General features: G+C 70.4%; 5 protein-coding genes. All 5 read right to left on the minus strand.

Annotated features, from left to right (window positions below):
* Window positions 1–48: 48 nt before the first annotated feature.
* Genes ACAM54_RS18315 through ACAM54_RS18335 form a run of 5 tightly spaced genes read right to left on the minus strand, consistent with a single transcriptional unit; the run spans window position 49 to window position 25,205 of the window.
* Window positions 49–4,122, minus strand: coding sequence for an amino acid adenylation domain-containing protein (locus ACAM54_RS18315; protein ID WP_369648490.1), 4,074 nt, complete (start codon window positions 4,120–4,122; stop codon window positions 49–51).
* Window positions 4,119–11,990, minus strand: coding sequence for an amino acid adenylation domain-containing protein (locus tag ACAM54_RS18320; RefSeq protein WP_369648491.1), 7,872 nt, complete (start codon window positions 11,988–11,990; stop codon window positions 4,119–4,121). The genes ACAM54_RS18315 and ACAM54_RS18320 overlap by 4 nt, the downstream gene beginning before the upstream one ends.
* The gene (locus ACAM54_RS18325; RefSeq protein ID WP_369648492.1) at window positions 11,990–15,331 is read right to left on the minus strand and encodes an amino acid adenylation domain-containing protein; all 3,342 of its coding nucleotides are present in this window, start codon (window positions 15,329–15,331) and stop codon (window positions 11,990–11,992) included. Before ACAM54_RS18325 ends, ACAM54_RS18320 begins: the two co-directional genes overlap by 1 nt.
* A complete protein-coding gene (locus ACAM54_RS18330; protein WP_369648493.1) occupies window positions 15,328–19,890 on the minus strand; it encodes a beta-ketoacyl synthase N-terminal-like domain-containing protein in 4,563 nt (1,520 codons plus the stop codon). Before ACAM54_RS18330 ends, ACAM54_RS18325 begins: the two co-directional genes overlap by 4 nt.
* Window positions 19,890–25,205, minus strand: coding sequence for an amino acid adenylation domain-containing protein (locus ACAM54_RS18335; protein ID WP_369648494.1), 5,316 nt, complete (start codon window positions 25,203–25,205; stop codon window positions 19,890–19,892). The genes ACAM54_RS18330 and ACAM54_RS18335 overlap by 1 nt, the downstream gene beginning before the upstream one ends.
* Window positions 25,206–25,225: the final 20 nt, after the last annotated feature.

The following is a 25,225-nucleotide window of genomic DNA, read 5'->3' on the forward strand; positions in this document are numbered from 1 at the left end:
GGGACGCAGCTGGCGCTGCGCCCCCTTTTTTGCGTGGTTCCTTCCGGCTCAGGCCGATTGCGCGGCCAGGCCTGCCTGCACGGCGCCATGCGCCGCATCGGCCTCGCGCAGCAGCCCCTTCAGCGCAGCGCACAGCGCGGGATGGCGAACGATGTCCAGGTGATCGGCCTGCGGCAGCACTTCGGCCGAGACCACCGGCGCGTGGTCGGCCCAGTTGCGCAGCGTCTCCTCGCGGCGCAGCGAGCTGTCCGCGAGGAACACGTGCAGCGGCAGCGGTGAGCGCGCATAGGTGTAGCGCGCGGCCTGCGCGCGCTTGTCGAGCGTCGTCCACAACAGGTACTCGGCCGCCTCGTCGCCGGTGCCGTCGAGCGGCAGCGGCTGCGCCGAATCCAGCACCTGCTCGGCCACCCAGGCAAGTTCCTCGTCGTCCATGCGGGCGAAGAGCGCCTTCCAGTGCCCGGCCATTTCCGAGCGGCCCAACCACTCCGAGAGCACCTCGTCGGCCTGGGCGCGCCGGGCAGCATCGAGCGGCGTCGAGGCGCGCAGCGGCGCGGTCTCGAACACGTCCAGCATGCCGGTGAACACGATCTCGATGCGTCCCTGCAGTTGCCGCGCGAGTTCGAAGGCCAGGTCGCCACCCGACGACCAGCCCAGCAGCGCGCAGCGCCCCTCGGTGGCCGTGGCGAGGATGAAGCTCGCGTACTCGGCGGCCAGCGCCTGCAGATCGAAACCGCGCCAGCGCTTGCGCGTGTAGACGTGGCTCACGAAGCCGTACACCACGCGCTCGCCCTGCAGCGCCTGCGCGAGCGGCAGGAACTCGCGCGTGTTCACGATGAGTCCCGGCAGGCAGAACAGCGGCACGCCGGTGCCGCTCGCGCTCAGGCAGACGGCGTCGTGCGAACCCTCGAACTTCTGCCGCAGCCGCTCGGCGAGGCTGCCGAGGCTGCTGGCCTGCATCACATCCGGCAGGCTCAGCTGGCCGCCGCCGGGCAACTGCTTGCGGATGCGCGCCACCAGCTTCAAGCTCAGGATGGAGTCGCCGCCCAGCGCAAAGAAGTTGTCGCCGCGTGCAATGCGGTCCACGCCGAGCACCTGGCTCCAGATGCGGGCCAGCGCCTCTTCGGTCGCGCCCCGCGGGGCGTCGAAAAGCCGCGCGGGCTCGGGCTGCGCCGGGCGCGGCAGCGCCTTGCGATCGATCTTGCCGTTCGCCGTGAGCGGCAGCGCGTCGAGCAGCACGATGCGCTCGGGCACCATCCACGCCGGCAGGCTGTCCGCCAGCGCGTGCCTCAGCTGTTCCACGTCGGGCGAACCGCCCGGTCCGGCAACCACGTAGGCGCGCAGCACTGTGCTCTCCTGCGCGCCCTGCTCTGCAACGACCACTGCATCGGCCACGCCATCGAGTTCGCGGATGCGGCCCGCCACTTCGCCCGGCTCGACGCGGTAGCCGCGAATCTTCACCTGGTCGTCGCTGCGGCCCAGAAACTCCAGCGTGCCGTCGCTGCGCTGGCGCACGCGGTCCCCCGCACGATACAGGCGTTGGCCGTCGCCGAAGGGGGAAGCAACGAAGCGGTCGGCGCAAAGACCGGCGCGTGAAAGATAGCCGCGCGCCACGCCGGCACCGCCGATGTAGAGCTCGCCCGCCATGCCGGGCTGCACGGGCTGCAATGCGTCGTCGAGCACCCAGGCGTCCATGTTCGCAATGGGTTTGCCCAGCGGCAGGCTGCCGGCTCCGTCGGCCTGCGCCGGCGCCGCATGCGTCAGCATGCCGACCGAGGTCTCGGTCGGCCCGTAGTGGTTGAAGATGCGCAGGTCCGGCCGCAGCGCCCGAATGGCCTGCAGCGTCGCGGCGTCCGTCGCCTCGCCGCCCAGCACGAGCGTATGCGACGGCAGCACCGCGGCCGCGCGCTGCGCGTTCAGCAGGCCCTTCAGATGGCTGGGCACGATCTTCAGCACGCCGGCGCGCGTCTTCGCCATGCCGTCCGCAAATGCATCGGGATCGAAGGCCGCGTCGCTCGAGACGAGGTGCAGCGCACCGCCCGAGCACAGCGCACCGAACAGCGAGGTGTGGCCCAGGTCCGCCGCGACGGTGGACACCATCGCGAAGCTCTCGTCCTCGGGCAGCGCCAGCCGCTCGAGCACGCCCTGCACGTAGTTGGCCAGCGCGCCGTGGTGAACGACCACGCCCTTGGGCCGGCCGGTCGATCCCGAGGTGTAGATCAGGTAGGCGGCCTGCGCAGGATGCACCGCACGTGCACGGTGCGGCACGAAGCCGCCCGGCACGTCGAAGCCCACCTGCAGGCACGGCAGCGCGGCCTGCCGCGGCTTGCCGCCGGACACCAGCACCAGCACAGCGCCGCAATCGGCCAGCAGCTCGTCGATGCGCTGCTGTGGCAGCGCCGGGTCGATGGGCACGTAGACGCCCCCGGCCTTCAGCACCGACAGCGCCGCCAGCACGAATTCGGGCGTGCGCTCGATGCAGACGGCCACGCGCTGCTCGGTACCGATGCCGCGGCTTTCGAGCTCGGCGGCCCAGTGGCCGGCAGCGCGCGCCAGTTCATCGAAGCTGTGCGCGCGGTCGCCGAAGGTGAGCGCCGTCGCGCCGCGGCGCCTTGCGGCCGCCTGGTCGAACAGGGCCAGCACGTTGTCGGCGGGCCAGCAGGCGCGTTCCCCGCGCAGGCTCGAATCGCCGGCCAACTGCATGCCGCTCAACGCGCGCGCCGGATCGGCCGCAACCTGCGCCGCCAGGCTGCGCAGCGCATCCGCCAGCCGCTCGATGGTCGCATGGTCGAAGATGTCCACGGCATACGCCAGAACGAAGGACAGTGCACCGCCGGCGTCAACCAGGTCGAAGCTCAGGTCGAAGTGCACTTCGTCCACGCCGATGCCGTGCGCGGCAGCCGCCGGATCGGCGGGCACAGCCCCCGCCGCCTGCTGCGTCGACTTGATCTGGAACAGCGGATGCAACCCCGGCGTACGCTCCAGCGCCAACGCCTCGACGAGCATGTCCAACGGCAGGTCCTGGTGGCTCTTGGCTTCGAGCACGCGCTCGCGCACCTGCGACAGCAGCGCGACGAAGCCGGCCGCGGGGTCCACCTTCATGCGCAGCACCAGCACGTTGGTGAAGTGGCCCACCAGGGCAGCCAGCTCGGGGCGGTCGCGCGTGGTCGACGGCGAGCCGATGCACACGTCACGCTCGCCGCTGTAGCGGTAGACCAGGAGGCCGAGCAGCGCAATCGCCACCATGTACGGCGATGCGGCCTGCTTGCGCGCCAGCTCCTTCAGGCGCTGCGACACATCCGGCGGCAGCGCGAAGCTGATCTGCCCGCCGCGCGCATCGCGCACCCTTTGGCGCGGACGGTCCAGCGGCAGCGGCGTGCTTTGCGGCGCACCCCGCAGTTGTTCGCGCCAGTACGCGGTTTGTCTTTCGAGTTCGCCGGCTTCGAGCCACTGGCGTTGCCACACGGCGTAGTCGGCGTACTGCAGGGCCGGCGCCGCAGGCTGTGCACTTCCCGCGGGCGCGGCGAGCAGCGCCTGCAGTTCGGCGACGAGCAGCGCCACCGATTGGCCGTCGGCCGCGATGTGATGCACCGCGAGAAAGAGTTCGGGCACGCCGTCGGCAAAGACGTTCAGCTGGCCGCGGAACACGGGGCCATGCTCCAGATCGAACGGCCGCGCACCGAACTCGGTGGCGGCACCCGCAAGCTCGCGCTCGCTGTCCGCGCGCGAGCCAGTCCATTCGCGCACCACCCAGCCGAAGCGATGCCCGGGGTCGATGTGCTGCAGCGGCTGCCCTTCGGCGCCGGCCGGGTAGGTGGTGCAGAGCACCTCGTGCCGCGCCACCAGTTGGGCGAGGCAGGCTTGCACCTGCTGCGGCGTGCACGACAGGGGCAGTGCCAGCCGCCCCGACAGGTTGTACGCGGGCGACTGCGGCGCGCGCTGCCACACCAGCCACAGGGCGCGCTGCGCATAGGCCACCGGCACCGGCGCTGCGGGATCGCGCGGCACGATGGGCAGCGCGTCGAAACCCACGCCGCTCGCGCGCAGCTTCTCGAGAAACACGCGCTGCTTGGCCGCAGGCAAGGCAGCGAAGCGGCGCGAGAGCGCGGTCATTTCCAGGCTCATAGGTCTTCCATCTCCAGTTCGCCCAGGAGGGCATCGATGCGCTCGACGCCGCGGTCCTGGGAGACCGTGGCGCCGTCTGGCGGTTCAGTGGCCACCGCGGCCACGGCGACGGCGAATGCCATCAGCGAGGGTTGCTCGAACACCGTGCGCAGCGGCAGCTCGATGCCGAAGCGCCGCTTGGCGCCCGATACCAGTTGCACCGCCAGCAGCGAATGGCCGCCGAGCTCGAAGAAGTTGTCGTGGCGCCCGACGCGCTCCACGCCCAGCACCTCGGACCAGATCGCCGCGAGTGCGGTCTCGGCCTCGCCCTGCGGCTCGGCATAGGCCGTGTCGCTCGCGAGTTCCGGATCGGGCAGCGCCTTGCGGTCGGCCTTGCCGTTCGCGTTGAGCGGCACCGCGTCGAGCCGCACGATGGCCGAGGGCACCATGTAGTCGGGCAGGTGCTGCAAGAGCCGCTCGCGCAGCACCGCGACATCCACCTCCCGGCCGGCCCGCGGCGACACATACGCGACGAGCCGCGCCCCCGCCGGGCCGTCCTTGGCCAGGACCACCGCTTCGCGCACCTCGGGCTGGGCCTGCAGCTGCGCCTCGATCTCGCCGAGTTCGATGCGAAAGCCCCGGATCTTCACCTGGTGGTCGATGCGCCCGAGGTAGTCGAGCTGGCCGTCGGCACGCCAGCGCACCAGGTCGCCGGTGCGGTACAGCCGGCTGCCCGGCTCGCCGAACGGTGCGGCGATGAAGCGCTCCGAACTGAGGCCGGCGCGGTTGAGATAGCCCCGCGCCAGGCCTGCACCGGACACGTGCAACTCGCCCGGCACGCCCACGGGCAGCGGGTTGAGGTCGCTGTCCAGCACCCACAGGCCGAGGTCCGGGATGCACACGCCCACGGGGCTGCGCTTCTGTTCGAGATCGGACCGCACGATGGACCGGTAGGTCACGTGCACCGTCGTCTCGGTGATGCCGTACATGTTGACCAGCTGCGGCTGCGCATCGCCGAAGCGATCGATCCAGGGCCGCAGGCTCTCCGGCTCCAGCGCCTCGCCGCCGAAGATCACGCAACGCAGCGAAAGGCGTTCGCCATCCTCCAGCGCCGGGCTGTGGGCCAGCTGGCGGAAGGCCGATGGCGTCTGGTTCAGCACGGTCACGCGCTGTGCGCGCAGCAAGGCCACGAAGTCGTCGGGCGAGCGGCTCACCCAGTACGGCACGATCACCAGCTTGCCGCCAGTGCACAGCGCGCCGAAGATTTCCCACACCGAGAAGTCGAACGCGTAGGAATGGAAATTCGTCCACACGTCCTGTGCGCCGAAGCGGAACCAGCCGTCGGTGGCGCCCAGCAGTCGCGCCACGTTGCGGTGCGTGAGCTGCGCGCCCTTGGGGCGGCCGGTCGATCCCGAGGTGTAGATCACGTAGGCGAGGTGGTCGGCGTGCACCGCCCATTCGGGTGCGTGCGCCGGTTCGGCGCGCAGGTCGAGCGTGTCGAGCTCCAGCACCTGCAGGGCATCGCCCGCCGGGAGCTTCGCCTTCACATGGCTTTGCGTGAGCAGCAGGCGGATCGCGCTGTCCTCGATCATGTAGGCCAGCCGGTCGGCCGGGTACTCGGGGTCCAGCGGCACATAGGCGCCGCCGGCCTTCAGGATCGCGAGCAGGCCCACCACCATCTCGATGGAGCGCTCGACCGCGATGCCGACTTTCACCTCGGGCTTCACGCCGAGCGCGACCAGCCGGTGCGCCAGCCGGTTGGCACGGGCGTCGAGCTCGCCGTAGCCGAGCGTCTCATCGCCGAGCACGAGCGCAATGGCCTGCGGATTCGCCTTGGCCTGGCGCTCGATCCAGCGGTGCACGGGTTCGACATCGCCCCTTGTATTGCGCATCGCCTCACCCGGCGGCGGCAGCGTGTCCGCAAGCCCCATGTCCCCCAGCCGCGCGTCCGGCGCGTGGGCCAGCAGCCCGAGCAGCCTGTCCATGTGCGCGGCCAGCGCGCCCACCGCTGCCTCGTCGAACTGGCTGCGCGCGTGGCTGTAGCTCAGCACCAGCGTGTCGCCCTGGTGCACGGAAAGGGTCAGCGGATAGTTCGTTTCCTCGCGGTTGCGCACCTCGCCGAAGCGCAGGCCGCCGGGCGCCTGCTGTTTCAGCGCCTGATCGAGCGGATAGTTCTCGAACACCACCAGGCTGTCGAACAGGTCCTGTCCGCCCTGCCCCGCCCAGCGCTGCACTTCGTAGAGCGGCGTGTGCTCGTGGTCCTGCGCCGCGAGGTTGCGCGCCTGCAGCGCCCGCAGCCAATCGCCCACGCGCTGGTCCGGCTGCAACGTGGCGATCACCGGCAGCGTGTTGATGAACAGGCCCAGCATCTGCTGCGCGCCGGGAAGATCCACCGGCCGGCCCGCCACGGTGGCACCGAAGCTCACGCTGCGCTGTCCCGTATGGCGCGCCAGCAGAAGCGCCCACGCGGCCTGCACCAGCGTGTTGAGGGTCACGCGTTCGCGCCGGGCCGCTTCGAGCAGCGCGCGCGTGCGCGGCGCGTCGATCTCGTGGCGGTGCATGCCGTGCCCGCCCTGTTCGACCGCTGGCTTGGGCAAGGTGTTGGCCAACCAGGTGGGACCTTCGAGGCAGGCGAGTTCCTGGCGCCAGTGGTGCTCGTCGGCAGCGCCGTCGCGCCCTTGCAGCCACGCGATGTAGTCGGCATAGCGCCCGCCGGGGGCCGCGGGTGCTTCGCCCGCGTAATGCCGCAGCACCTCGCCCATGAGCTGCGACGTGCTCCAGCCGTCGAGCAGCAGGTGGTGCATGGTCCAGACGAAGTGGTGCCGCTCATCGCGAACGCGCACCACCACGAGCCGCATCAGCGGCGGCCGCGCGAGGTCGAAACCCTGCGCAAGCTGCTCGGTGGCCAGCGCGTCCAGGGCCCTGGGCGCATCGACGCGCCCCCGCCAGTCGTGTTCGGCCAGCGGCACCTCGACCTGCCTTGCCACCCATTGCCACCCAGCTTCGCCCTGGACGAATCCGGTGCGCAGCACCTCGTGCCGCTCGAGCACTGCGCGCCAAGCCGCCTTGAAGCGTTCGGCATCGAGCCCGTCGATGTCCACGCGCAACTGGTTCAGGTAAGCGCTGCCGCCGGGCGCGAACAGGCTGTGGAACAGCATGCCGGCCTGCATCGGCGAGAGCGGGTACAGGTCCGCAAGGTTTGCCACCGGCAGCGCCAGCGCGTCGAGCTGCGGCTGGTCGATGGCGGCCAGCGGAAAATCCGCCGGCGTCACCCCTTCGGCACCGCTTGTGCAATGCCGCACCAGCGCTTCGAGTTCCTCTCGGAAGCGCTGCATCCAGCCCACGACCGCGTCGCGGTCGTGGCGTGCGCGGCTGTAGCTCGCGCGCAGCGAGAGCTCGCCGCCGTAGACCTGGCCGTTGATCGAGAACTCGTGCGTGAGCGGCGCGGCGCCATCCACCGGCGCGCCGCTGGGCTCCTGCGCGAGGCTCCATTGCGCCTGCGCATCGGCACCGCTGTTGTCGAACTGGCCGAGGTAGTTGAAGACCACCTGCGCCCTGGGCAGTGCGCGCACCGCCTCGCGCTGCGCGGCATCGCCCAGATGCTTGAAAATGCCGTGCCCCACGCCCTTGCGCGGAACGCGGCGCAGGTTTTCTTTCACGCGCTTGAGCGCCTCGCCTTCTGCGCCGAGCGGATCGAGCGCCACAGGGAACAGCGCGGTGAACCAGCCGACCGTGCGCGACAGGTCGATGTGCGCGAACAGGTCTTCGCGTCCGTGGCCTTCCAGGTCGACCAGCAGCCTGTCGTGCCCGCTCCACGCGCACAGCGCGCGGCCCAGTGCCGTCAGCAGGAGGTCGTTGGCCTGCGTGCGGTAGGCCGCGGGTGCATCCTTCAGGAACGCCTCCGTGGTGGCCTTGTCGAGCCGCCACTCGACGCTCTCCTGGTCGGCCGCGGTGTTCGATCCATGCGGACGCATGCATGGCAGCGCAGCCGGCACGTCGGCCAGCGCCTGCCAGTGGGCGAGCTCGCCGCCATGGGCCTTTGCATAACCCTGCAATGCGACGGCCCAGTCCTTGCAGCTGCTGCCCGCAGCGGGCAGCGCGATGGCCTGGCCCGCAAGGCTCTGCCGGTACGCGGCCTGCAGGTCTTCGAGCAGGATGCGCCACGACACGCCATCGACCACCAGGTGGTGAACGACCAGCAACAGCCGCGAGTCGCCGTCCGGCAGCTCGACGGCGAGCGCGCGGACCAGCGGGCCGTGCGCCAGGTCCAGGCTGCGCTGCGCCTCTTCGCACAGCGGCGCCACCTGCGCGGCATCCGCCGCGCGCCGCACCCACACCAGCTCCGCGAACTGGTCTTCGGGCACGGTCTCATAGCTTTGGTGCCACAGCCCGCCGGCGTCCTGCCGGTAGCGCAGGCGCAAGCTGTCGTGTTGCTGCACCACCGCGCGCAGCGCCTGCCTGAAGGCCGGCAATTGCAGCGGCTCGCGGTTCTTCAGCAGCACTGCCTGGTTCCAATGCGCGCGCACCGGCATGTCCATCCCGAAGAACGCATGCTGGAACGGCAGCAGCGGGGCTTCACCCTGCACATCACCCACCGGGGCAAGCAACGCATCGGCCGGTGCCATGACAGCCGCGAGCTGCGCCACCGTCTGCCGCTCGAAGATCTGCCTGGGCGCGACCTTCCAGCCCGCCAGCCGCAGGCGCGCCACGATCTGCAGGCTCAGGATCGAATCGCCGCCGAGCTCGAAGAAGTTGTCGTCGCGGCCCACGCGCGAGAGACCCAGCACATCGGTCCATACCGCCGCAATGGCCTCTTCGGCTGCGCCCTGCGGCGGCTCGAAAGCCTTGCCGTGTTCGGCGGCCGGCTCCGGCAGCGCCTTGCGGTCGACCTTGCCGCTCGGGGCGAGCGGCAGCGCGTCGACCACCACCAGCGAGCCCGGCACCATGTAGTCGGGCAGCGCGCGGGCAAGCCGCTCCTTCAGCACGGCCGCGTCGGCGAGCCGGCCGTCCCGCGGCGACACATAAGCCACCAGCCGCGCACCGCTCGGCCCGGGCCTTGCGACCACCACCGCTTCGCGCACTTCGGGCTGGGCCAGCAGTTGCGCCTCGATCTCGCCGAGCTCGATGCGAAAGCCCCGGATCTTCACCTGGTGGTCGATGCGCCCCAGGTATTCGAGCTGCCCGTCGTCGCGCCATCGCACCCAGTCGCCGGTGCGGTAGAGGCGCCCGCCTTGCGCATCGAAGGGATTCGCCACGAAGCGCTCGGCCGTGAGCGGCGCGCGGTGCAGGTAGCCGCGCGCCAGGACCTCGCCGCCGAGGTACAGCTCGCCGGCCACGTTGCGCGGCACCAGGTTCAGGTCCACGTCGAGCACGTAGGCGCTGCGGTTGCCCACGGGCCGGCCGATGGGCGCATAGCCCTCGGAGAATGTCGCGGTGTTTGCAACCTTCCACAGCATCGGCGTGACGACCGCCTCGGTCGGGCCGTAGCCGTTGATCAGCAGCGCGGGCTTCAGGTGCCGGCACACGGCGTCGAAGCCTTCGCGCGACATCGCCTCGCCGCCGAAGGAATACAGGTGCACCGGTGGGCAGCGGCCGGTGTCGCGCGCCCAGTTGGCCAGTTGCCGCAGGTAGGCCGGCGGGAAGCCGGCATTGGTCACGCCGTGGCGCTGCATGGCGTCGAGCGTCTGCTCGGCGCTCCAGAGCGAGGCATCGCGCAGGAGCAGCGATGCGCCGCAGCACAGCGCCGTAAAAAGCCGCTCGTGCGCCCCGTCGAACGAGAACGACAGGAAGTGCAGCTCGCGCGACTGCCGGCCCATTTCATAGAGCACCGCGGTTTCCACGCAGTGCGCGGCGAACGGGCCGTGCGACACCATCACGCCCTTGGGCATGCCGGTCGAACCCGAGGTGTAGATGATGTAGGCGAGGTTGCCCGCATGCACGGGCACATGGGGTGCGTTGTCGGGCTCGCCGGCCAGGTCGGCGGTGTCCAGCTGCAGCACGCGCAGGCCGTCCCGCAGCGGCAGGCCCGCCATCACATGGCTTTGCGTGACGAGCAGCGCAATACTGCTGTCCTCCACCATGTAGGCCAGGCGGTCGGCGGGATACTCCGGATCGAGCGGCACATAGGCGCCGCCGGCCTTCAGGATGCCGAGCAGGCCGACCACGATATCGGGCGAACGCTCCACCGCGATGCCGACGCGCGTCTCGGGCTTCACGCCCATCGCGATCAGCCGGTGCGCCAGGCGGTTGGCGCGGCGGTCGAGTTCGCCGTAGCTCAGCACCTCGTCGCCGAAGAGCAGCGCGGGCGCATCCGGGTTGGTCTTCGCGTGCCGGGCCATCAGATGGTGCACAGGCTCGGTGCTGCGATCACCGGAACCGTTCACGCCCCAGTTCGCGAGCCGTTCCTTTTCACCCGCGGTGAGCATGTCGATGTCTCCCACCGCTTGCTCGGGCCGTTCGGCAAGCGCGCGCAGCACGCCCAGGTAATGCGCGGCCATGCGGGCGACGGTCTCGGGGTCGAACAGCTCCTGCACCACATGAAAGCTCGCCTGCAGGTGGCCCTGCGCATCTTCGACGGTGCTCAGGGTCAGCTCGAACTGGGCCACCTGCGTGCCGATCTCATAGTCTTCCAACGTGAGGCCAGGCAGCGTGGCAAGCGCCGCGTTGTCGCGGCGCTGGTGGTTGAACATCACCTGGAACAGCGGTGCCGTGCCCAGGCTGCGTTCGGGCTGCAGGGCTTCGACCAGCTGCTCGAACGGCAGGTCCTGATGGGCCTGTGCGCCGAGTGCCGCCTCGCGGGTTTGCTGCAGTGCCTGCCGCAGGCTGGTGCGGCTGTCGAGCACATTGCGCAGCACCTGCGTGTTGACGAAGAAGCCGATGACGCGCTCCGACTCCACCCGGTGCCGGTTGGCCACGGGCACGCCGACGCGGATGTCCTGCTGCGCGGTGTAGCGGTGCAGCAGCACCTGCAGCGCAGTGAGCAGCACCATGAAGAGCGTGCTGCCCTCGGCCTGCGCGCGCCGGTGCAGCACATCGGCCAGGGGCAGCGGCAGCGCCAACTCGTGGCGGGCAACGCTGTACTTGCCGTCGCTGCGCCGCGCGTGGTCCGTGGGCAACTGCAGCACCGGATGCGCCGCGCCCAGCTGCGCCTTCCAGTAGCCGAGCTGGCGATCCTTCTCGCCGGCTTCGAGCCAGTGGCGCTGCCACAGCGCGTAGTCGGCGTACTGGATCGGCAGGGGGGCGAGCCGCGGCGCCTGCCCGGCCGCGCGCGCACGGTATTGCGCGACGAATTCGTCGACCAGGATCTGCATCGACCAGCCGTCCGACACGATGTGATGCATGACGACGACCAGCAGGTGCTCGTCGGCGGCCAGGCGGATGATTGCGACGCGCAGCAGCGGCCCGGCCGTGAGATCGAAGGGCGTTTCGGCCAGGCGCACGGCCTCTTCCCGCGCGCGGGCGTCGCGAGCTTCAGCCTCCGGGCCCGAAAGATCGGTCAGCGGAATCTCCAGCGTCACGCCCTCCCGTATCCGCTGTTCGACATGGCCGCCGGCATCCGCCTGGAACACCGTGCGCAGCGACTCATGGCGTTCGAGCAAAGCGTCGAAGCTGGCCTGCAGCGCCTGCCGGTCGAGCCGGCCCTTGAGCTTGAGACCGCCCGAGATGTGATAGGCCGAACTGCCGGGCTCCAGCTGCCACAGGAACCATTGGCGCAGTTGCGCATACGAGGCGGGGCACTGCGCCTGCGCAGCCGCATCGCGCGCAAGAATCGGAAACTGTCCGATGGCCAGGCCCTCCGCGCGGATCTTCTGGTAGACCGCGCGGCGCTGCGCGGGGGCGAGGCCCGAGAAGCGTTTGCCGATGTGAAGGTGGGTTGCCGTGATTTCCATCAAGCGATCTCCAAACTGTCGATGAAGGAATCAATGTCCGAAAGGGATTGGGCGACGGGCTTTCTGGCCGCCGCTGCAGCAACGAGCCCCGCCATGGCGGCGAGCACCGGATGCTGGAAGACGTCTTTCACGCAGAGCTCCGCATGCATTGCGCGCTGTACGCGGGCCACCAGCTGCACCGACATCAGCGAATGGCCGCCGAGCTCGAAGAAGTTGTCGTGGCGGCCGATGCGCGCCACGCCGAGCACTTCGGCCCAGATGGCGGCCAGCGCTTCTTCCACCTCGCCCTGCGGCGCTTCGTAGGCGCGCGCGCTCGCCAGCTCGGGCTGCGGCAGCGCCTTGCGGTCCACCTTGCCGTTCGGGTTGAGCGGCAGGCTGTCCAGCACGACGACGAGGGCCGGCACCATGTAGTCCGGCAGCACGCGGCCGAGGCGTTCGCGCAGCTGCGCGGCGTCGACGGCCTGGCCAGCCTGCGCCGAGACATGCGCCACGAGCCGCGCGCCAGCCGGCCCTTGGCTGGCGACGACGACAGCCTCGCGCACTTCGGGCTGCGCGAGCAGCTGGGCCTCGATCTCGCCGAGCTCGATGCGAAAGCCGCGGATCTTCACCTGGTGGTCGATGCGCCCGAGGTAGTCGAGCTGCCCTTCGCTGTTCCATCGCACGAGATCGCCTGTGCGGTACAGGCGGGCGCCCTCGGCCGTGCCGAAAGGGTCGGCCACGAAGCGCTCGGACGTGAGCCCCGCGCGTTCCACATAGCCGCGTGCAAGCCCGATGCCGCCCAGATAGAGCTCGCCCGCCACACCCGGCGCTGCAAGGTTGAGGTCGGCATCGAGAACGAAGGCCTGCGTGCCGGCAATGGGCCGGCCGATCGGCACCTGGCTGCGGCCGTCGCTGCGGCAGGTCCAGTGCGTGACGTCGATGGCCGCCTCGGTAGGACCGTAGAGGTTGTGCAGCGCTGCTTGCGGCAACCGCTTGAAGACGCCCAGTTGCGCCTCGACAGGCAATGCCTCGCCGCTGCAGACGATCTGCCGCAGACTCGTGCAGGCCTCGATGCCGTCGTGCGCCAGGAAGGCCTGCAGCATCGAGGGCACGAAGTGCAGCGTGCTCACGCCGTGGCGCTGAATCAGATGTGCAAGGCGTGCGGGTTCGCGATGATCGCCGGGCGCCGCCACGGCCAGCCGCGCGCCGGCCATGAGCGGCCAGAAGAACTCCCACACCGACACGTCGAAGCTGAACGGCGTTTTCTGCAGCACGGTGTCCGCGCCGTCGATCGGATAGGCCGCCTGCATCCATGCCAGCCGGTTGTGCAACGCGGCGTGCCGGTTGGCCGCACCCTTGGGACGGCCGGTGGAGCCCGAGGTATAGATCACGTAGGCGAGGTTTTCGCCGTTGAGCGCGACCACGGGGTTGGTCTGCGCCATGCTCCCGAGGTCCAGCTTGTCGAGCGCGAGCGCCGGGATACCGGCCGGCAGCGCAAGGCGATCGGCCAGGCTGCTGTGCGCGAGCACGAGGCCGAGCTTGCTGTCTTCGACCATGTAGGCGATGCGCTCCGCCGGGTACTCGGGGTCCAGCGGCACGTAGGCGCCACCGGCCTTCAGGACCGCGAGCAGGCCTGTCACCAGCTCCAGGCTGCGCTCCAGCGCAATGCCCACCTTGACCTCGGGGCCCACGCCCTCTTCGATCAGCCGGTGCGCGAGCTGGTTGGCGCGGCGGTTGAGTTCGCCGTAGCTGAGCGACACGTCGCCGAACAGCACTGCGACCGCATCCGGACGCCGGTCCGCCTGCCGTTCGATGAGGCGGTGCACCGGCACGGCCTCGCCGTGGCTGTGCGTGTTGACGCTCCACCGGCCAAGCTGCACTTTTTCCGCATCGCCCAGCAGATCGAGCTCGTTCAGCGTCGATGCGGGGCGCGTGGCCAAGGCTTCGAGCACGCGGCAATAGTGGCCTGCAAGCCGCTCCATGGTCTGCGGCTCGAAAAGCTCCGCCGCATAGCGGAAGTTGGCCTGGATGCCGCCGTCTGCGCGCTCGATGGTTTCCAGCGTGAGCTCGAACGGCGCGGCACGCTGGGCGAGATCGATCCGGCGCACGCGCAGTGCGGGCCAGCCTTGCAACAGCCGGTCGCCCTGGCCCAGGTGGTTGAACATCACCTGGAACAGCGGCGAGCCCGCATGCCCCCGTTCGGGGCGCAGGGCCTGCACCAGCCGCTCGAACGGCAGGTCCTGGTGCGCCTGCGCTTCGAGCGACACGCCTTGCACCTGCTGCAACAGGTCGGCCAGGCGCAGCTGTCCGTGCATGCGCGCATCGAGCACCACGGTGTTGATGAAGGCGCCGATGACGCCCGAGGTCTCCGGCCGGCCGCGCCCCGCCACGGGCACGCCGACGCGGATCTCCGGCTGCCCGGTGTGGCGAAACAGCAAGGCATGGAACGCGGTGAGCAAGGCCATGAACAGCGTGCCGCCCTGCTCGCGGGACTGGCGCTTCAGCGCCTCCACGAGCTGGGCAGGTACGTCCAGCGTGTGCTGCGCCGCGCTGTAGTCCGCGTCCGCGGCGCGCGGCCGGTCGGTGGCGAGCGCGAGCACCGGGTGGCTGTCGCCGAGCCGGCCGCGCCAGTAGGCGAGCTGGCGCTCGCCCTCGCCGTCGTCCAGCCATTTGCGCTGCCAGCGGGCGAAGTCGACGTAGCGGATTTCCGGTTGCGGCAGCGATGCCGGCACGCCCTGAACGCGCATCGCATAGAGCTGGGCCAGCTCGTCGAGCATCAGTTCGACCGACCAGGCATCGGAAATGATGTGATGCATCATCAATAGCAACTGGTGTTCGCCCTCCGCCATCTTCAGCAGCGTGCCGCGCAGCAAGGGGCCGGCCCTCAGGTCGAAAGGTGTGCGGCAGACGTCCGCCACCACTTCGGCGTAGCGCGATTCGCGCGCCGCTGCGTCGAGTGCGGCCAGGTCGATGAAGGGAATTGCGATCTCGACCGCCGCCTGAATGCATTGCTCGGGCAGTCCCCCCGCCCCCGACCGGAAGACGGTGCGCAGCGCCTCGTGCCGCGCCGCGAGCGCCTGCATGGCATCGCGCAAGGCAGCGATGTCGAGCGGCCCCGAGAAGCCAAGCCCGCCGCCGACGTGATAGGCGGTGTTGCCCGGGTTCAACTGCCACAGGAACCACTGCCCTTGCTGCGCGAAGGACACGGGCGCGGCGGCCCCGACGCCATCGTCCTGGCCGCGCACGATTGCCGCGCGCGCAGGCGCCGGGGCCGCATCGCGCTTCAGGCGCTGCTGCAGCAGGCTCAGTTGCGCCGGCGTGAGCCGGGCGCGTCGTTCGGAGAGGTTCTGGGTCTCGCTCATGGTGCGCTGCCTTCGGTGGTTTCTGCGGTTTCGGCTTCGCGTTCGATGTCCTCGATCAGGCGCAGCTCGACCAGGGTCGCCAGCTCGGCGATGGTCGGCGCCTTGAAGAACGCGGCGGGATGCAGCTCCACGCCGTAGGCCTTGCGTACGCGGGCCAGCAGGCGAATGGCGAGCAGCGAATCGCCACCCAGCTCGAACAGGTTGTCGTGCACGCCCACGGGCACGATGCCCAGCGCATCGCTCCAGAAGCCGGCAAGCACGCCTTCCAGCTCGCCTTCAGGGGCGGCATACGGCGTCTGCAGCACGGGGCGCGAATGGCCGGTGCGCAGCTCGGCTGCGGGCGCGTCGTCGAGGGAATCGAACAGGTCGTCGAGCGGCCTGAGCCGCTGTGCCAGCGGCGAGGCGGACACGATGGTCTGCGGCAGGTCGGGGCCGTTGGCGATGCGCTCGAAAGCGAGCACGCCGGTGCGTTCGTCCAGGCCCACGCCCTCGGGCAGGTCCATGTCGACGGCCACGCCAACGTCGCGCCACGCGTCCCAGTTGACCGAGAACAGCGGCAGCGGCGAACTGCGGCGGCTGGCCGTGGCAAGTGCGTCCAGGTAGGCATTGGCAGCGGCGTAGTCGCTGCGGCCGAGGCCGCCGATGAGCACCGAGATCGACGAGCAGAACAGCACGAAGTCCAGCGGCTCGGCGCGCAGCGCGTCGAGCAGCGCGAGCGTGCCCGCGATCTTGGGCGCGAAGGCCGCTTCGACCAGTGCCGGCGTGCGCTGGGCGATCATGCCGCGGTCGGGGTGCACGACGGCATGCACCACGCCGTGGACTGCGCCAAAGCGTGCGTGCACGGCCGCGAGCGCGGTGCGCAGCTGCGCGGCATCGTTCACGTCGGCCGCGAGCGGCAGCACCTCGGCGCCGTCCGCTTCGAGATCGATCAGCTGCTGCAGCTTGCGCCGCAGCACCACGGGCTGGGCAGCATCCGCGACGAGGCGCTCCCAATCGCCGCGCCCGGGCAGGGGCGTGCGGCCGAGCAGCACGAGCTTCGCTTTCCAGGTGCGGCTCAGGTAGCGTGCCATCGCAAGGCCGACACCGCCCATGCCGCCGGTGATGAGATAGACGCCGCCTTCGCGCAGGCGCTGCCTCGCGGCGGGCGCGGGCACATCGGACAGCGGCACATAGCGCTTGAGCCAGCGATGCGGGCCGCGGTAAGCCACCAGGAATTCATCGGGCGCCGCCCATGCCTCGTCGGCCACGCGGCGCGCGAGCTCGGCCTCGGCTGCACTCTCGGCTGCGGGCAGCACCACGTCCACGACGCGGCAGGCAATCGATGGGTACTCCTGGCCCAGGATCTTCGCGAGGCCGAGCAGCGTGGCCTTCTCGGGTGCGAGCGGCTCGGTGCCGGCAACGTCTTCGACCCGGTCGGTCACCACATTGAGCGCAATGGTTCCGCGGCCCGCTGCGCCTACCGCATCGAGCCCGTGCGCGAGTGCGAGCAGGCTGAAGTAGCCGGCCTCGAAGACTTGCGCGTGCGATGCCGCGGGCCGGTCGCCGTCCAGGCTCCACAGGTGATGCAGGCGCAGCACCGGCCCGGCTTCGGCTTCGACCTCGCGCAGCAGTGCTTCGTGGTCGGAGCGCTCGGCTGCGCGCAGGGCGTACTGGCCCGGCGCGGTGCGGGCAAAGCGCGGCCCGCGCAAGGCCAGCACCACTTTTTCACCGCGCTCGCGCAGGGTGCGCGAGAGCCGGTCGGTGAAGCTGTTTGCATCGCCCAGCACCAGCGTGCAACCTGCGCGCGCGCCCTGCTTTCCTGCGGGTACAAGCGGTGCGCTGCGCTCCCAGCGGAGCGTGTAGAAGAGGCTCGGCGAGGTGCTCTTCGCAGGCTGCGCGGCCTCGCCCGCCTCGATCCAGAAGCGCTTGCGCTGGAAGGCATAGGTGGGCAACGGCACGCGGCGACGGCTTGCGCCCTCCGCGCGGCATGCCGCCCAGTCGATGTCGACGCCCGCGGTCCAAAGCCCGGCCACGGCAATGGCCAGTTGCTGGGCGTTGCGCGCCGTTTGCTGCGGGTGGGCCTGGCTCGCCCAGATGCCCGCGGCCTCGCGGCTTTGCGGATGCTGGCGCGCGAGGCCCGCAAGCGTCTCGCCGGGGCCCACCTCGAGCACCACGCGGCCGGGCGCGGCGAAGATCTCGCGCAGGCCGTCCGCGAAGCGCACGGTTCCGCGCAGATGGCGGCCCCAATACGCCGGGCTGGTTGCCTCTGCTTCGGTGATCGGCTGGCCGGTCGCATTCGACAGGAAGGGAATGCGCGGCGCATGGCGCGGCAGCGAAGCGATCAGCTGCTCCAGCTCGGCCACGATGGGATCGACCAGGCTCGAATGCGAGGCGATGGCCACATGCAGGCGGCGCGGCAGTTGCTGGCGCGCGCGCAAGGCCTCCTCCGCGCGCTCGATGGCGTCCACCGGGCCGGCCAGCACGCAGAGCTGCTCGCCGTTCACCGCCGCCAGGTCGCAGCCGTCGCGAAGGAATTCGGCCAGCGCCGATTCGGGCAGCGACACCGCCGTCATCGCACCCGCTGCGAGCGTCTGCATCAGGCGGCCGCGCGCGGCGACGATGCGCAGCGCGTCTTCGAGCGAGAACACGCCCGACAGGCAGGCCGCCACGTATTCGCCAAGGCTGTGTCCAAGCATCAGCGCGGGCTGTACGCCGCAGCTCATCCACCAGCGCGCCATCGCGTACTCGACGGCGAACAGCGCGGGCTGCGCGTATTCGATGCGGAACAGCCGCTCGTTCGCTGCGGCTTCGTCGCCGTCGGCCGGGAACACCAGCGCGAGCAGGTCGATGCCGGTGCCGGCCTTCAGCAACGCCGCGCAGCGGTCGAACTCTTCGCGGAACACGGCGCTGTCCCGATAGAGCGCCTCGCCCATGCGTGCATGCTGCGTACCACCGCCCGGAAACAGAAACACCACCTCGGGCGCGGCGGCGGGCACGCGCGACGAGCGGGTCATCGGCGAAGCCAGCATTTCCGAGGCCATCGCCGGCTGGCTGGCCACCACGGCACTGCGCCACGCGAAGGGGCGGCGTCCGCTCTGCAGCGTGTGGGCCACATCGTCCAGCGCCAGTTCCGGATGGGCTTGCAGATGCGCCGCGAGTTGCGATCGGCCCTGCACCAGCGCTGCTTCGTCCTTTGCCGACACGGGCAGCACCTGCCAGCCGGAAGCGGTCCGTGCCGCGGGAACTGCCGGCGCCTCTTCGAGCACCACGTGCACGTTGGTGCCGCCGATGCCGAACGAGCTCACGCCCGCACGGCGCGGTGCCTCGCCCTCGGGCCACGGGCGCAGCTGCGCATTGACGTAGAACGGGCTGGAGGCGAAATCGATCTGCGGATTGGGGTTTTCGTAGTGCAGGCTGGGCGGCAGCATGCGGTGCTTGAGCGCCATCACCGTCTTGATGAGCCCGGCCACGCCGGCTGCGGCGTCCAGATGGCCGATGTTGGTCTTCACCGAACCCACGGCGCAGAAGCCGCGGCGCGCGGTCTCGGCGCGGAATGCCTGCGTGAGCGCGGCGAGCTCGATGGGGTCGCCGAGCGTGGTCGCGGTGCCATGCGCCTCGATGTAGCCGATGGTGTCGGCCGGCACGCCCGCGATGAGCTGTGCCGCGCGGATCACCTCGGCCTGACCGTCCACGCTGGGCGCGGTGAAGCCGACCTTGGCGGAGCCGTCGTTGTTGGCTGCGGTGCCCTTGATGACCGCATGGATGGTGTCGCCGTCGCGCAGCGCGTCGTCCAGCCGCTTGAGCACCACGATGCCCGCGCCGCTGCCGATGACGGTGCCGGCCGCCTTGGCGTCGAAGGCGCGGCAGTGGCCGTCGGGCGAAAGGATGGCGCCAGCCTGGTAGCGGTAGCCACCTTCCTGCAGCAGGTTGAGCCACACGCCGCCGGCCAGGGCCATGTCGCAGTCGTGGCTCAACAGCGCCTGGCAGGCCGTGTGGACCGCGACGAGCGATGTGGAGCAGGCGGTCTGCACCGTGACCGCGGGGCCGCGCAGGTCGAGCTTGTACGACACGCGGGTGCACAGCGAGCCGCCCGAGTTGCCGCTCATGAGGCCCAGCAAGTCGGCGATGCCGCTCGCCGCCCCGAGGCCGAACGACGGCAGCAGGTTGCGGATGAGGTACACGTTGGCGCCCTCGCCCGCATACACGCCGACCTTGCCCGGCCAGCGGGCGGCGTCGCAGCCCGCGTGCTCCAGCGAGGCCCAGGCGCACTCCAGGAAGATGCGCTGCTGCGGATCGAGGGTTTCGGCCTCGCGCGGCGAGTAGCCGAAGAAGCCGGCATCGAACTTGTCGAAGCCCTCGAGCATCACGCCGGCCTTCACGTAGTCGGGATCGTCCAGCAGCGACTGCGGCACGCCTTGCGCGCGCAGCTGCTCGTCGGTGAAACGGGAGACCGAGGCCACGCCGTCCCGGATGTTGCGCCAGAAGGCGTCCACGTCGTCGGCGCCGGGAAAGCGCCCGGCCATGCCGACGATGGCGATCTCGATGCCGCTCGGCTCGGAGGGTTCGAAGGGTTGGGACATCAGTTGACTCTCTCTGCCGCTTTGCGGCGTTGAAGCATGGCGGCGCGCTGGCGCAGGGCCCGGTCGTCGCCGGCCGCGGCCGCGGTGGCCGATGCGGCGGCGCGCGCGGGGGCCTGCTCCAGCCACTGGACCAAGGATTGGACGGTGGGGTACTTGAAGAGATTGACCACGGGGATGGCGGTGTGCAGCCGGTCTTCCAGCAGCCGGTGCGCGCGGATCAGCAGCAGCGAGTGGCCGCCCAGGTCGAAGAAGTTGTCGTGCAAGCCGACCTGCGCGACCTGCAGCACCTCGGACCACACCGCGGCCACCGTCTGCGCAACATGGCCTTGCGGCGCCTCGTAGGCCTGGCCGCCGGCAATAGCCGGTTCGGGCAGTGCCTTGCGGTCCACCTTGCCGTTGGCGTTCAGCGGCAATGCATCGAGCACCGCGAAGGCGCGCGGGACCATGTAGTCGGGCAGCGCCTGCGCAAGCCGGTCTTTCAGCACCGCGGTGTCGATGGCCTCGCCCGCATGCGGCGCGAGGTAGGCAACCAGCCGCGCACCGGCGGGGCCTTCCTTGGCGATTACAACGGCTTCGCGCACGGCGGGCTGTGCAAGCAGCTGCGCCTCGATCTCGCCGAGCTCGATGCGAAAGCCCCGGATCTTCACCTGGTGGTCGATGCGGCCCAGATACTCCAGCTGCCCTTCGCCGTTCCAGCGCACGAGGTCGCCGGTGCGGTAGAGCCGCCCGCCGCCGGCGCCGTCGAACGGATCGGCCACGAAGCGCTCGGCACTCAGGCCGGCCCGCTTCAGGTAGCCGCGCGCGAGGCTGATGCCGCCCAGGTACAGCTCGCCCGCCACGCCTTGCGGCACCGGATTGAGATCGGCATCCAGCACGTGGGTGCTGGTGTGGCTGATCGGCTTGCCGATGGGCACCTGGCTCCGGCCGTCGTTGCGGCAGGCCCAGTGCGTCACGTGGATCGTGGTCTCGGTGGGGCCGTAGAGGTTCTGCAGGCCCGCGCCGTGCAGGCGCACGAGCGTTTCCTTCTGGGTCTCGGCCGGCATCGCTTCCCCGCCGCAGATGATGTGGCGCAGGCGCGTGCTGGTCTCGATGCCCTCGTGCGCAAGAAAGGCCTGCAGCATCGAGGGCACGAAGTTGAGCGTGGTGACCTGGTGGCGCTGGATCAGTTCGACCAGTCGCGCAGGGTCGCGGTGATCGCCGGGGTTGGCCACCACCAGCCTTGCGCCCGCGGTCATCGGCCAGAACAGCTCCCACACGGACACGTCGAAACCGAACGGCGCCTTGTGCAGCACGGTGTCGGCGCGCGTGAGCTTGTAGATGCCCTGCATCCACGCCATGCAGCTGTGCAGCGCGCTGTGGCGGATGGCCGCCCCCTTGGGCTTTCCGGTGGAGCCCGAGGTGTAGATCACGTAGGCGAGGTTCTCGATGTGCAGGCCGACCTGCGGATCGCTCTCGGGCTCGGCGCTGAAATCGGCGGCGTCCACCTCCAGCACCGTGAGTCCACGACGGTCGGGCACGCAATCGGCGAGGCTGCTCTGCGTGAGCAGCAGGCCGATGCCGCTGTCCTGCACCATGTAGGCCAGGCGCTCTGCGGGGTATTCGGGGTCCAGCGGCACATAGGCGCCGCCCGCCTTCAGCACGCCCAGGATGGCGACGACCATTTCGATTGAGCGCTCCATCGCGATGCCCACGAGCACCTCGGGCTTCACGCCCAGCGCGATCAGCCGGTGCGCCAGCCGGTTGGCGCGGCGGTTCAGTTCCGCGAAGCCGAGCGACTCGTCGGCGTAGAGCAGCGCGGTGGCATCAGCTTGCGTGCGGGCCTGCCGCTCGATCATGCGGTGCACGGGCTCGGGCTGCGGCTCGCGATGCTCATTCACGCCCCACTGCGCGAGCCGTGCCTGCTCCGGCGCGCCGAGCAGCGCGATGTCGCCGACGGGTTGATCAGGACGATCGGCCAGCGCCTGCAGGACCGCGACGTAGTGGCCGGCCATGCGCGCAATGGTGTCGGGCTCGAACAGCTCGGCCGCGTAGATCACGGCGAGCGAGAGCTGGCCGCTGGGCCGCTCGCGCGCCTCGAGCGTGAGCTCGAACTGCGCCGCGAGATCGGGCAGCGCATGCTCTTGCGCGGCGATGCCGGGCAACTGGCCGAGCGCGCGGTAGTCCTCGAACAGGTGGTTGAACATCACCTGGAACAGCGGCGTGCGGCTCAGGCTGCGCTCGGGCTGCAGCATCTGCACGAGCTGCTCGAAGGGCAGATCCTGGTGCGCCTGCGCGCCCAGCACTGCATCGCGCGCCTGCGCGAGCACGCTCGATGCGCCGAGGCGGCCATGGATCGGATTGCGCAGCACCAGCGTGTTGACGAACAGGCCGACCACGCCTTCGGATTCCACGCGGTTGCGGTTGGCAATCGGCGCGCCGATGCGGATTTCTTCCTGCCCCGTGTAGCGGTGCAGCAGCGCCTGGAAGCCCGCCAGCAACACCATGAAGAGCGTGGCGTTGCCGCCATCCGCGGTCTTGCGCAACTGCGCGAGCAGGCTCGCCGGGAGTTCGAAGGCATGGCGCGCGGCGCTGTAGCCGGCCTGCGGCTTGCGCGGGTGGTCGGTGCGCAGGTCGAGCACGGCGTGCGTGTCGCCGAGTTGCGCGCGCCACCAGGCCAGCTGCCGCTCGCCCTCGCCTGCCGCCAGCCACTCGCGCTGCCAGAGCGCGTAGTCGGCGTACTGGATTCGCGGCGCGGGCACGCGCACGGCATTGCCCTTCAGGTGCGCTGCGTAGCCTGCGGCCAGTTCGTCGATCAGCAACTGCATCGAGGCGCCGTCGGACACGATGTGATGCATCACCACGGCGAGCACATGCACCTCATCGGCGATGCGGATCAACGCGGCGCGCAGCAGCGGGCCTTGCGTGAGGTCGAAGGGCTGGGCCTTGAGGCGCCGCGTGGCTTCTTCCAGTTGCGCATCGGCTTCGGCCTCGGGGCCGCGCAGGTCGACCAGCGACAGCGGCACCGAGCCGGCCGGCTTGATCCATTGCTCCACGCTGCCATCGACGCCGGCACTGAACACCGTGCGCAGCGATTCATGGCGCGCCACGAGATCATCAAAGGCCGGCTGCAGCGCATCGACCCGCAAGGCGCCAGTGAGGCGCAGCGCGCCGCTCACGTGGTAGGCCGGACTCCCGGGATCGATCTGCCAGAGGAACCATTGGCGCTCCTGCGCGTGCGAGAGCGGCAACGGCAACAGCCGCCGCTCTGCGGAGAGAACGGCGATGGGCGCGGGCTGCGGGTGCACGCCCTGCAGCTGCAGTTCGCGGATGGCCGCCGCGCAATCGCGAAGGCGCGGCTGCTCGAAGAGCCTGCGCGCGGGAAAGCCGATCTGCCAGCGCGCGCCGATGCGCGCAGCCGCCTGCGTGGCGGTGAGGGAACTACCGCCGCAGTTGAAGAAGTGGGCATCGCGGCCGAGCGCACGGTCGTCGCCGTACCTGCAGACCTCGCGCCAGATGGCGGCGACGGCCTGCTCGACCTCGTCGAGCGGCGCCTCGGCAACGGCCTCGACCGGGCCTCCGCGCACAAAGGCGCCGTGCTGGTAGACGGCATACGCGTCGGCACTGCCGTCGAGCCAGCCCGCACGGCAGGCACTGCGCTGCAGCTTGCCGCTGGTGGTCTTGGGCATGCCCCCCGGATTGAGCAACAGCACGGCCGACAGCGTCTCGCCGAACACTTCGCCCACGGTGGCACTCAGCGCATCGACCAGCGCCGCGGCCGGCACCAGCTTCTGCATGCTGCGCGACACTTCGGCGGCCACGCCGATGCCCTCGCCTCCCGGCCCTTGCGTGGCGAAGACCGCGACGCGGCCCTTGCGCACGGCATCGACCTCGGCCTCGATGAGCCGCTCGATGTCCTGCGGGTAGATGTTGTGGCCGCGGACGATGATCAGGTCCTTGATGCGGCCGGTGACGTAGAGCTGGCCCTCGTGCATGAAGCCGAGGTCGCCAGTGCGCAGCCAGCGCTGGCCGTCCCGCTCGACGAAGGTCTCGCGCGTCTCGCGCTCCTTGCCCCAGTAGCCGTGGCCGATGCTCGGGCCGCAGGTCCAGATCTCGCCGATCTTTCCGGGGGCCGCGGCCGAGAGCGATTCGGTATCGACGATCTCGAGGCGATGGCCGGGCGCGACATCGCCGCAGCCGACCAGCGTCGCGCCCTCGTCCGCCGGGGTTCCTGCGCCGCTGGCGAGGCCGGCGGCGGAAAACGTGGGCGCAACCAGTCCGCCGCCCCGGCGGCCGCCGGTGACGAAGAGCGTCGCTTCGGCGAGGCCGTAGCAGGGATAGACGGCCGCCGGGTCGAAGCCCGCGGGTGCGAAGCGCGAGATGAACTCGATTTCGGTATCGGCGCGCACGGGTTCGGCGCCGGTGTAGGCCACGCGCCAGCTCGACAGGTCCAGCCGGGCCAGTTGCGCGTCCTTCACGCGCTCCAGGCACAGGCGGTAGGCAAAGTCGGGGCCGCCGCTGAGCGTCGCGCGATGGCGCGAGATCAGTTCGAGCCAGCGCACCGGACGCTCCAGGAAGTAACCCGGAGAGCTGAGCACCAGCGGAATGCCGCTGTAGAGCGGCTGCAACAGTCCGCCGATCAGACCCATGTCGTGATAGAGAGGCGCCCAGGAGACGAAGCTGTCGCCCGGCCCGACACCCATGCTGCGCTGGATCGCCTCCTCATTGGCCATCAGGTTGCCGTGCGTCACGATCACGCCCTTGGGCGCCGAGGTGGAGCCCGAGGTGTATTGCAGGAAGGCGACGTCGCCGCCGGCCGGCTCGAAGGGGGCCCATCCGTCGGCCAGCGCGATGTCCACGGTGTCGACGGCGACGATGTCCGCATCGCCGAACTGGCGCGAGCCCGCGCTCGTTGCATTCATCGCGCGTGCCATGGCGTCGGAGGTCAGCACGCAGCGCGCCTGCGAATCGGCGGCGATGCCGCTCAGCCGTGCGAGGTGCTGCGGGCGCGCCGATTCCGGCGGGAACACCGGCACCGCGATCACGCCCGCGTAGAAGCAGGCCAGCATGCCCACCGCGTAGTGGTCGCCGTTGTCCAGCATGACCAGGGCGCGCTCGCCCCTGGCGAACTGCTGCTGCAGCCGGGCCGCAAGTGCGCGCACGCGGCGCTCGAAGGCGCCGTAGCTGATCGGCTCCGCGTGGTCCTCGCCATCCGCCGCGCTCACAACGGTGAGCCAGACGTCGTCGTGCCGCGTGTCGGCCAGTGTGCGGAGGTGCGCCACGAAGTTCTTCGGGCGCGGCGAGATCGGCGCCTGCAGCGCCTGCGTTTTCTTTTCCATCCTGCGGACTCCCTGCTTTT

The sequence above is a fragment of the Variovorax sp. V93 genome (assembly GCF_041154485.1).
Classification (GTDB): Bacteria; Pseudomonadota; Gammaproteobacteria; order Burkholderiales; family Burkholderiaceae_C; genus Variovorax; species Variovorax beijingensis_A.

What these genes read in the sequence shown, in the direction of transcription:
- ACAM54_RS18335 (WP_369648494.1), bottom strand. Translation starts at nt 25,205, where the DNA reads ATGGAAAAGAAAACGCAGGCGCTGCAGGCGCCGATCTCGCCGCGCCCG.
- ACAM54_RS18330 (WP_369648493.1), bottom strand. Translation starts at nt 19,890, where the DNA reads ATGTCCCAACCCTTCGAACCCTCCGAGCCGAGCGGCATCGAGATCGCC.
- ACAM54_RS18315 (WP_369648490.1), bottom strand. Translation starts at nt 4,122, where the DNA reads ATGAGCCTGGAAATGACCGCGCTCTCGCGCCGCTTCGCTGCCTTGCCT.
- ACAM54_RS18320 (WP_369648491.1), bottom strand. Translation starts at nt 11,990, where the DNA reads ATGGAAATCACGGCAACCCACCTTCACATCGGCAAACGCTTCTCGGGC.
- ACAM54_RS18325 (WP_369648492.1), bottom strand. Translation starts at nt 15,331, where the DNA reads ATGAGCGAGACCCAGAACCTCTCCGAACGACGCGCCCGGCTCACGCCG.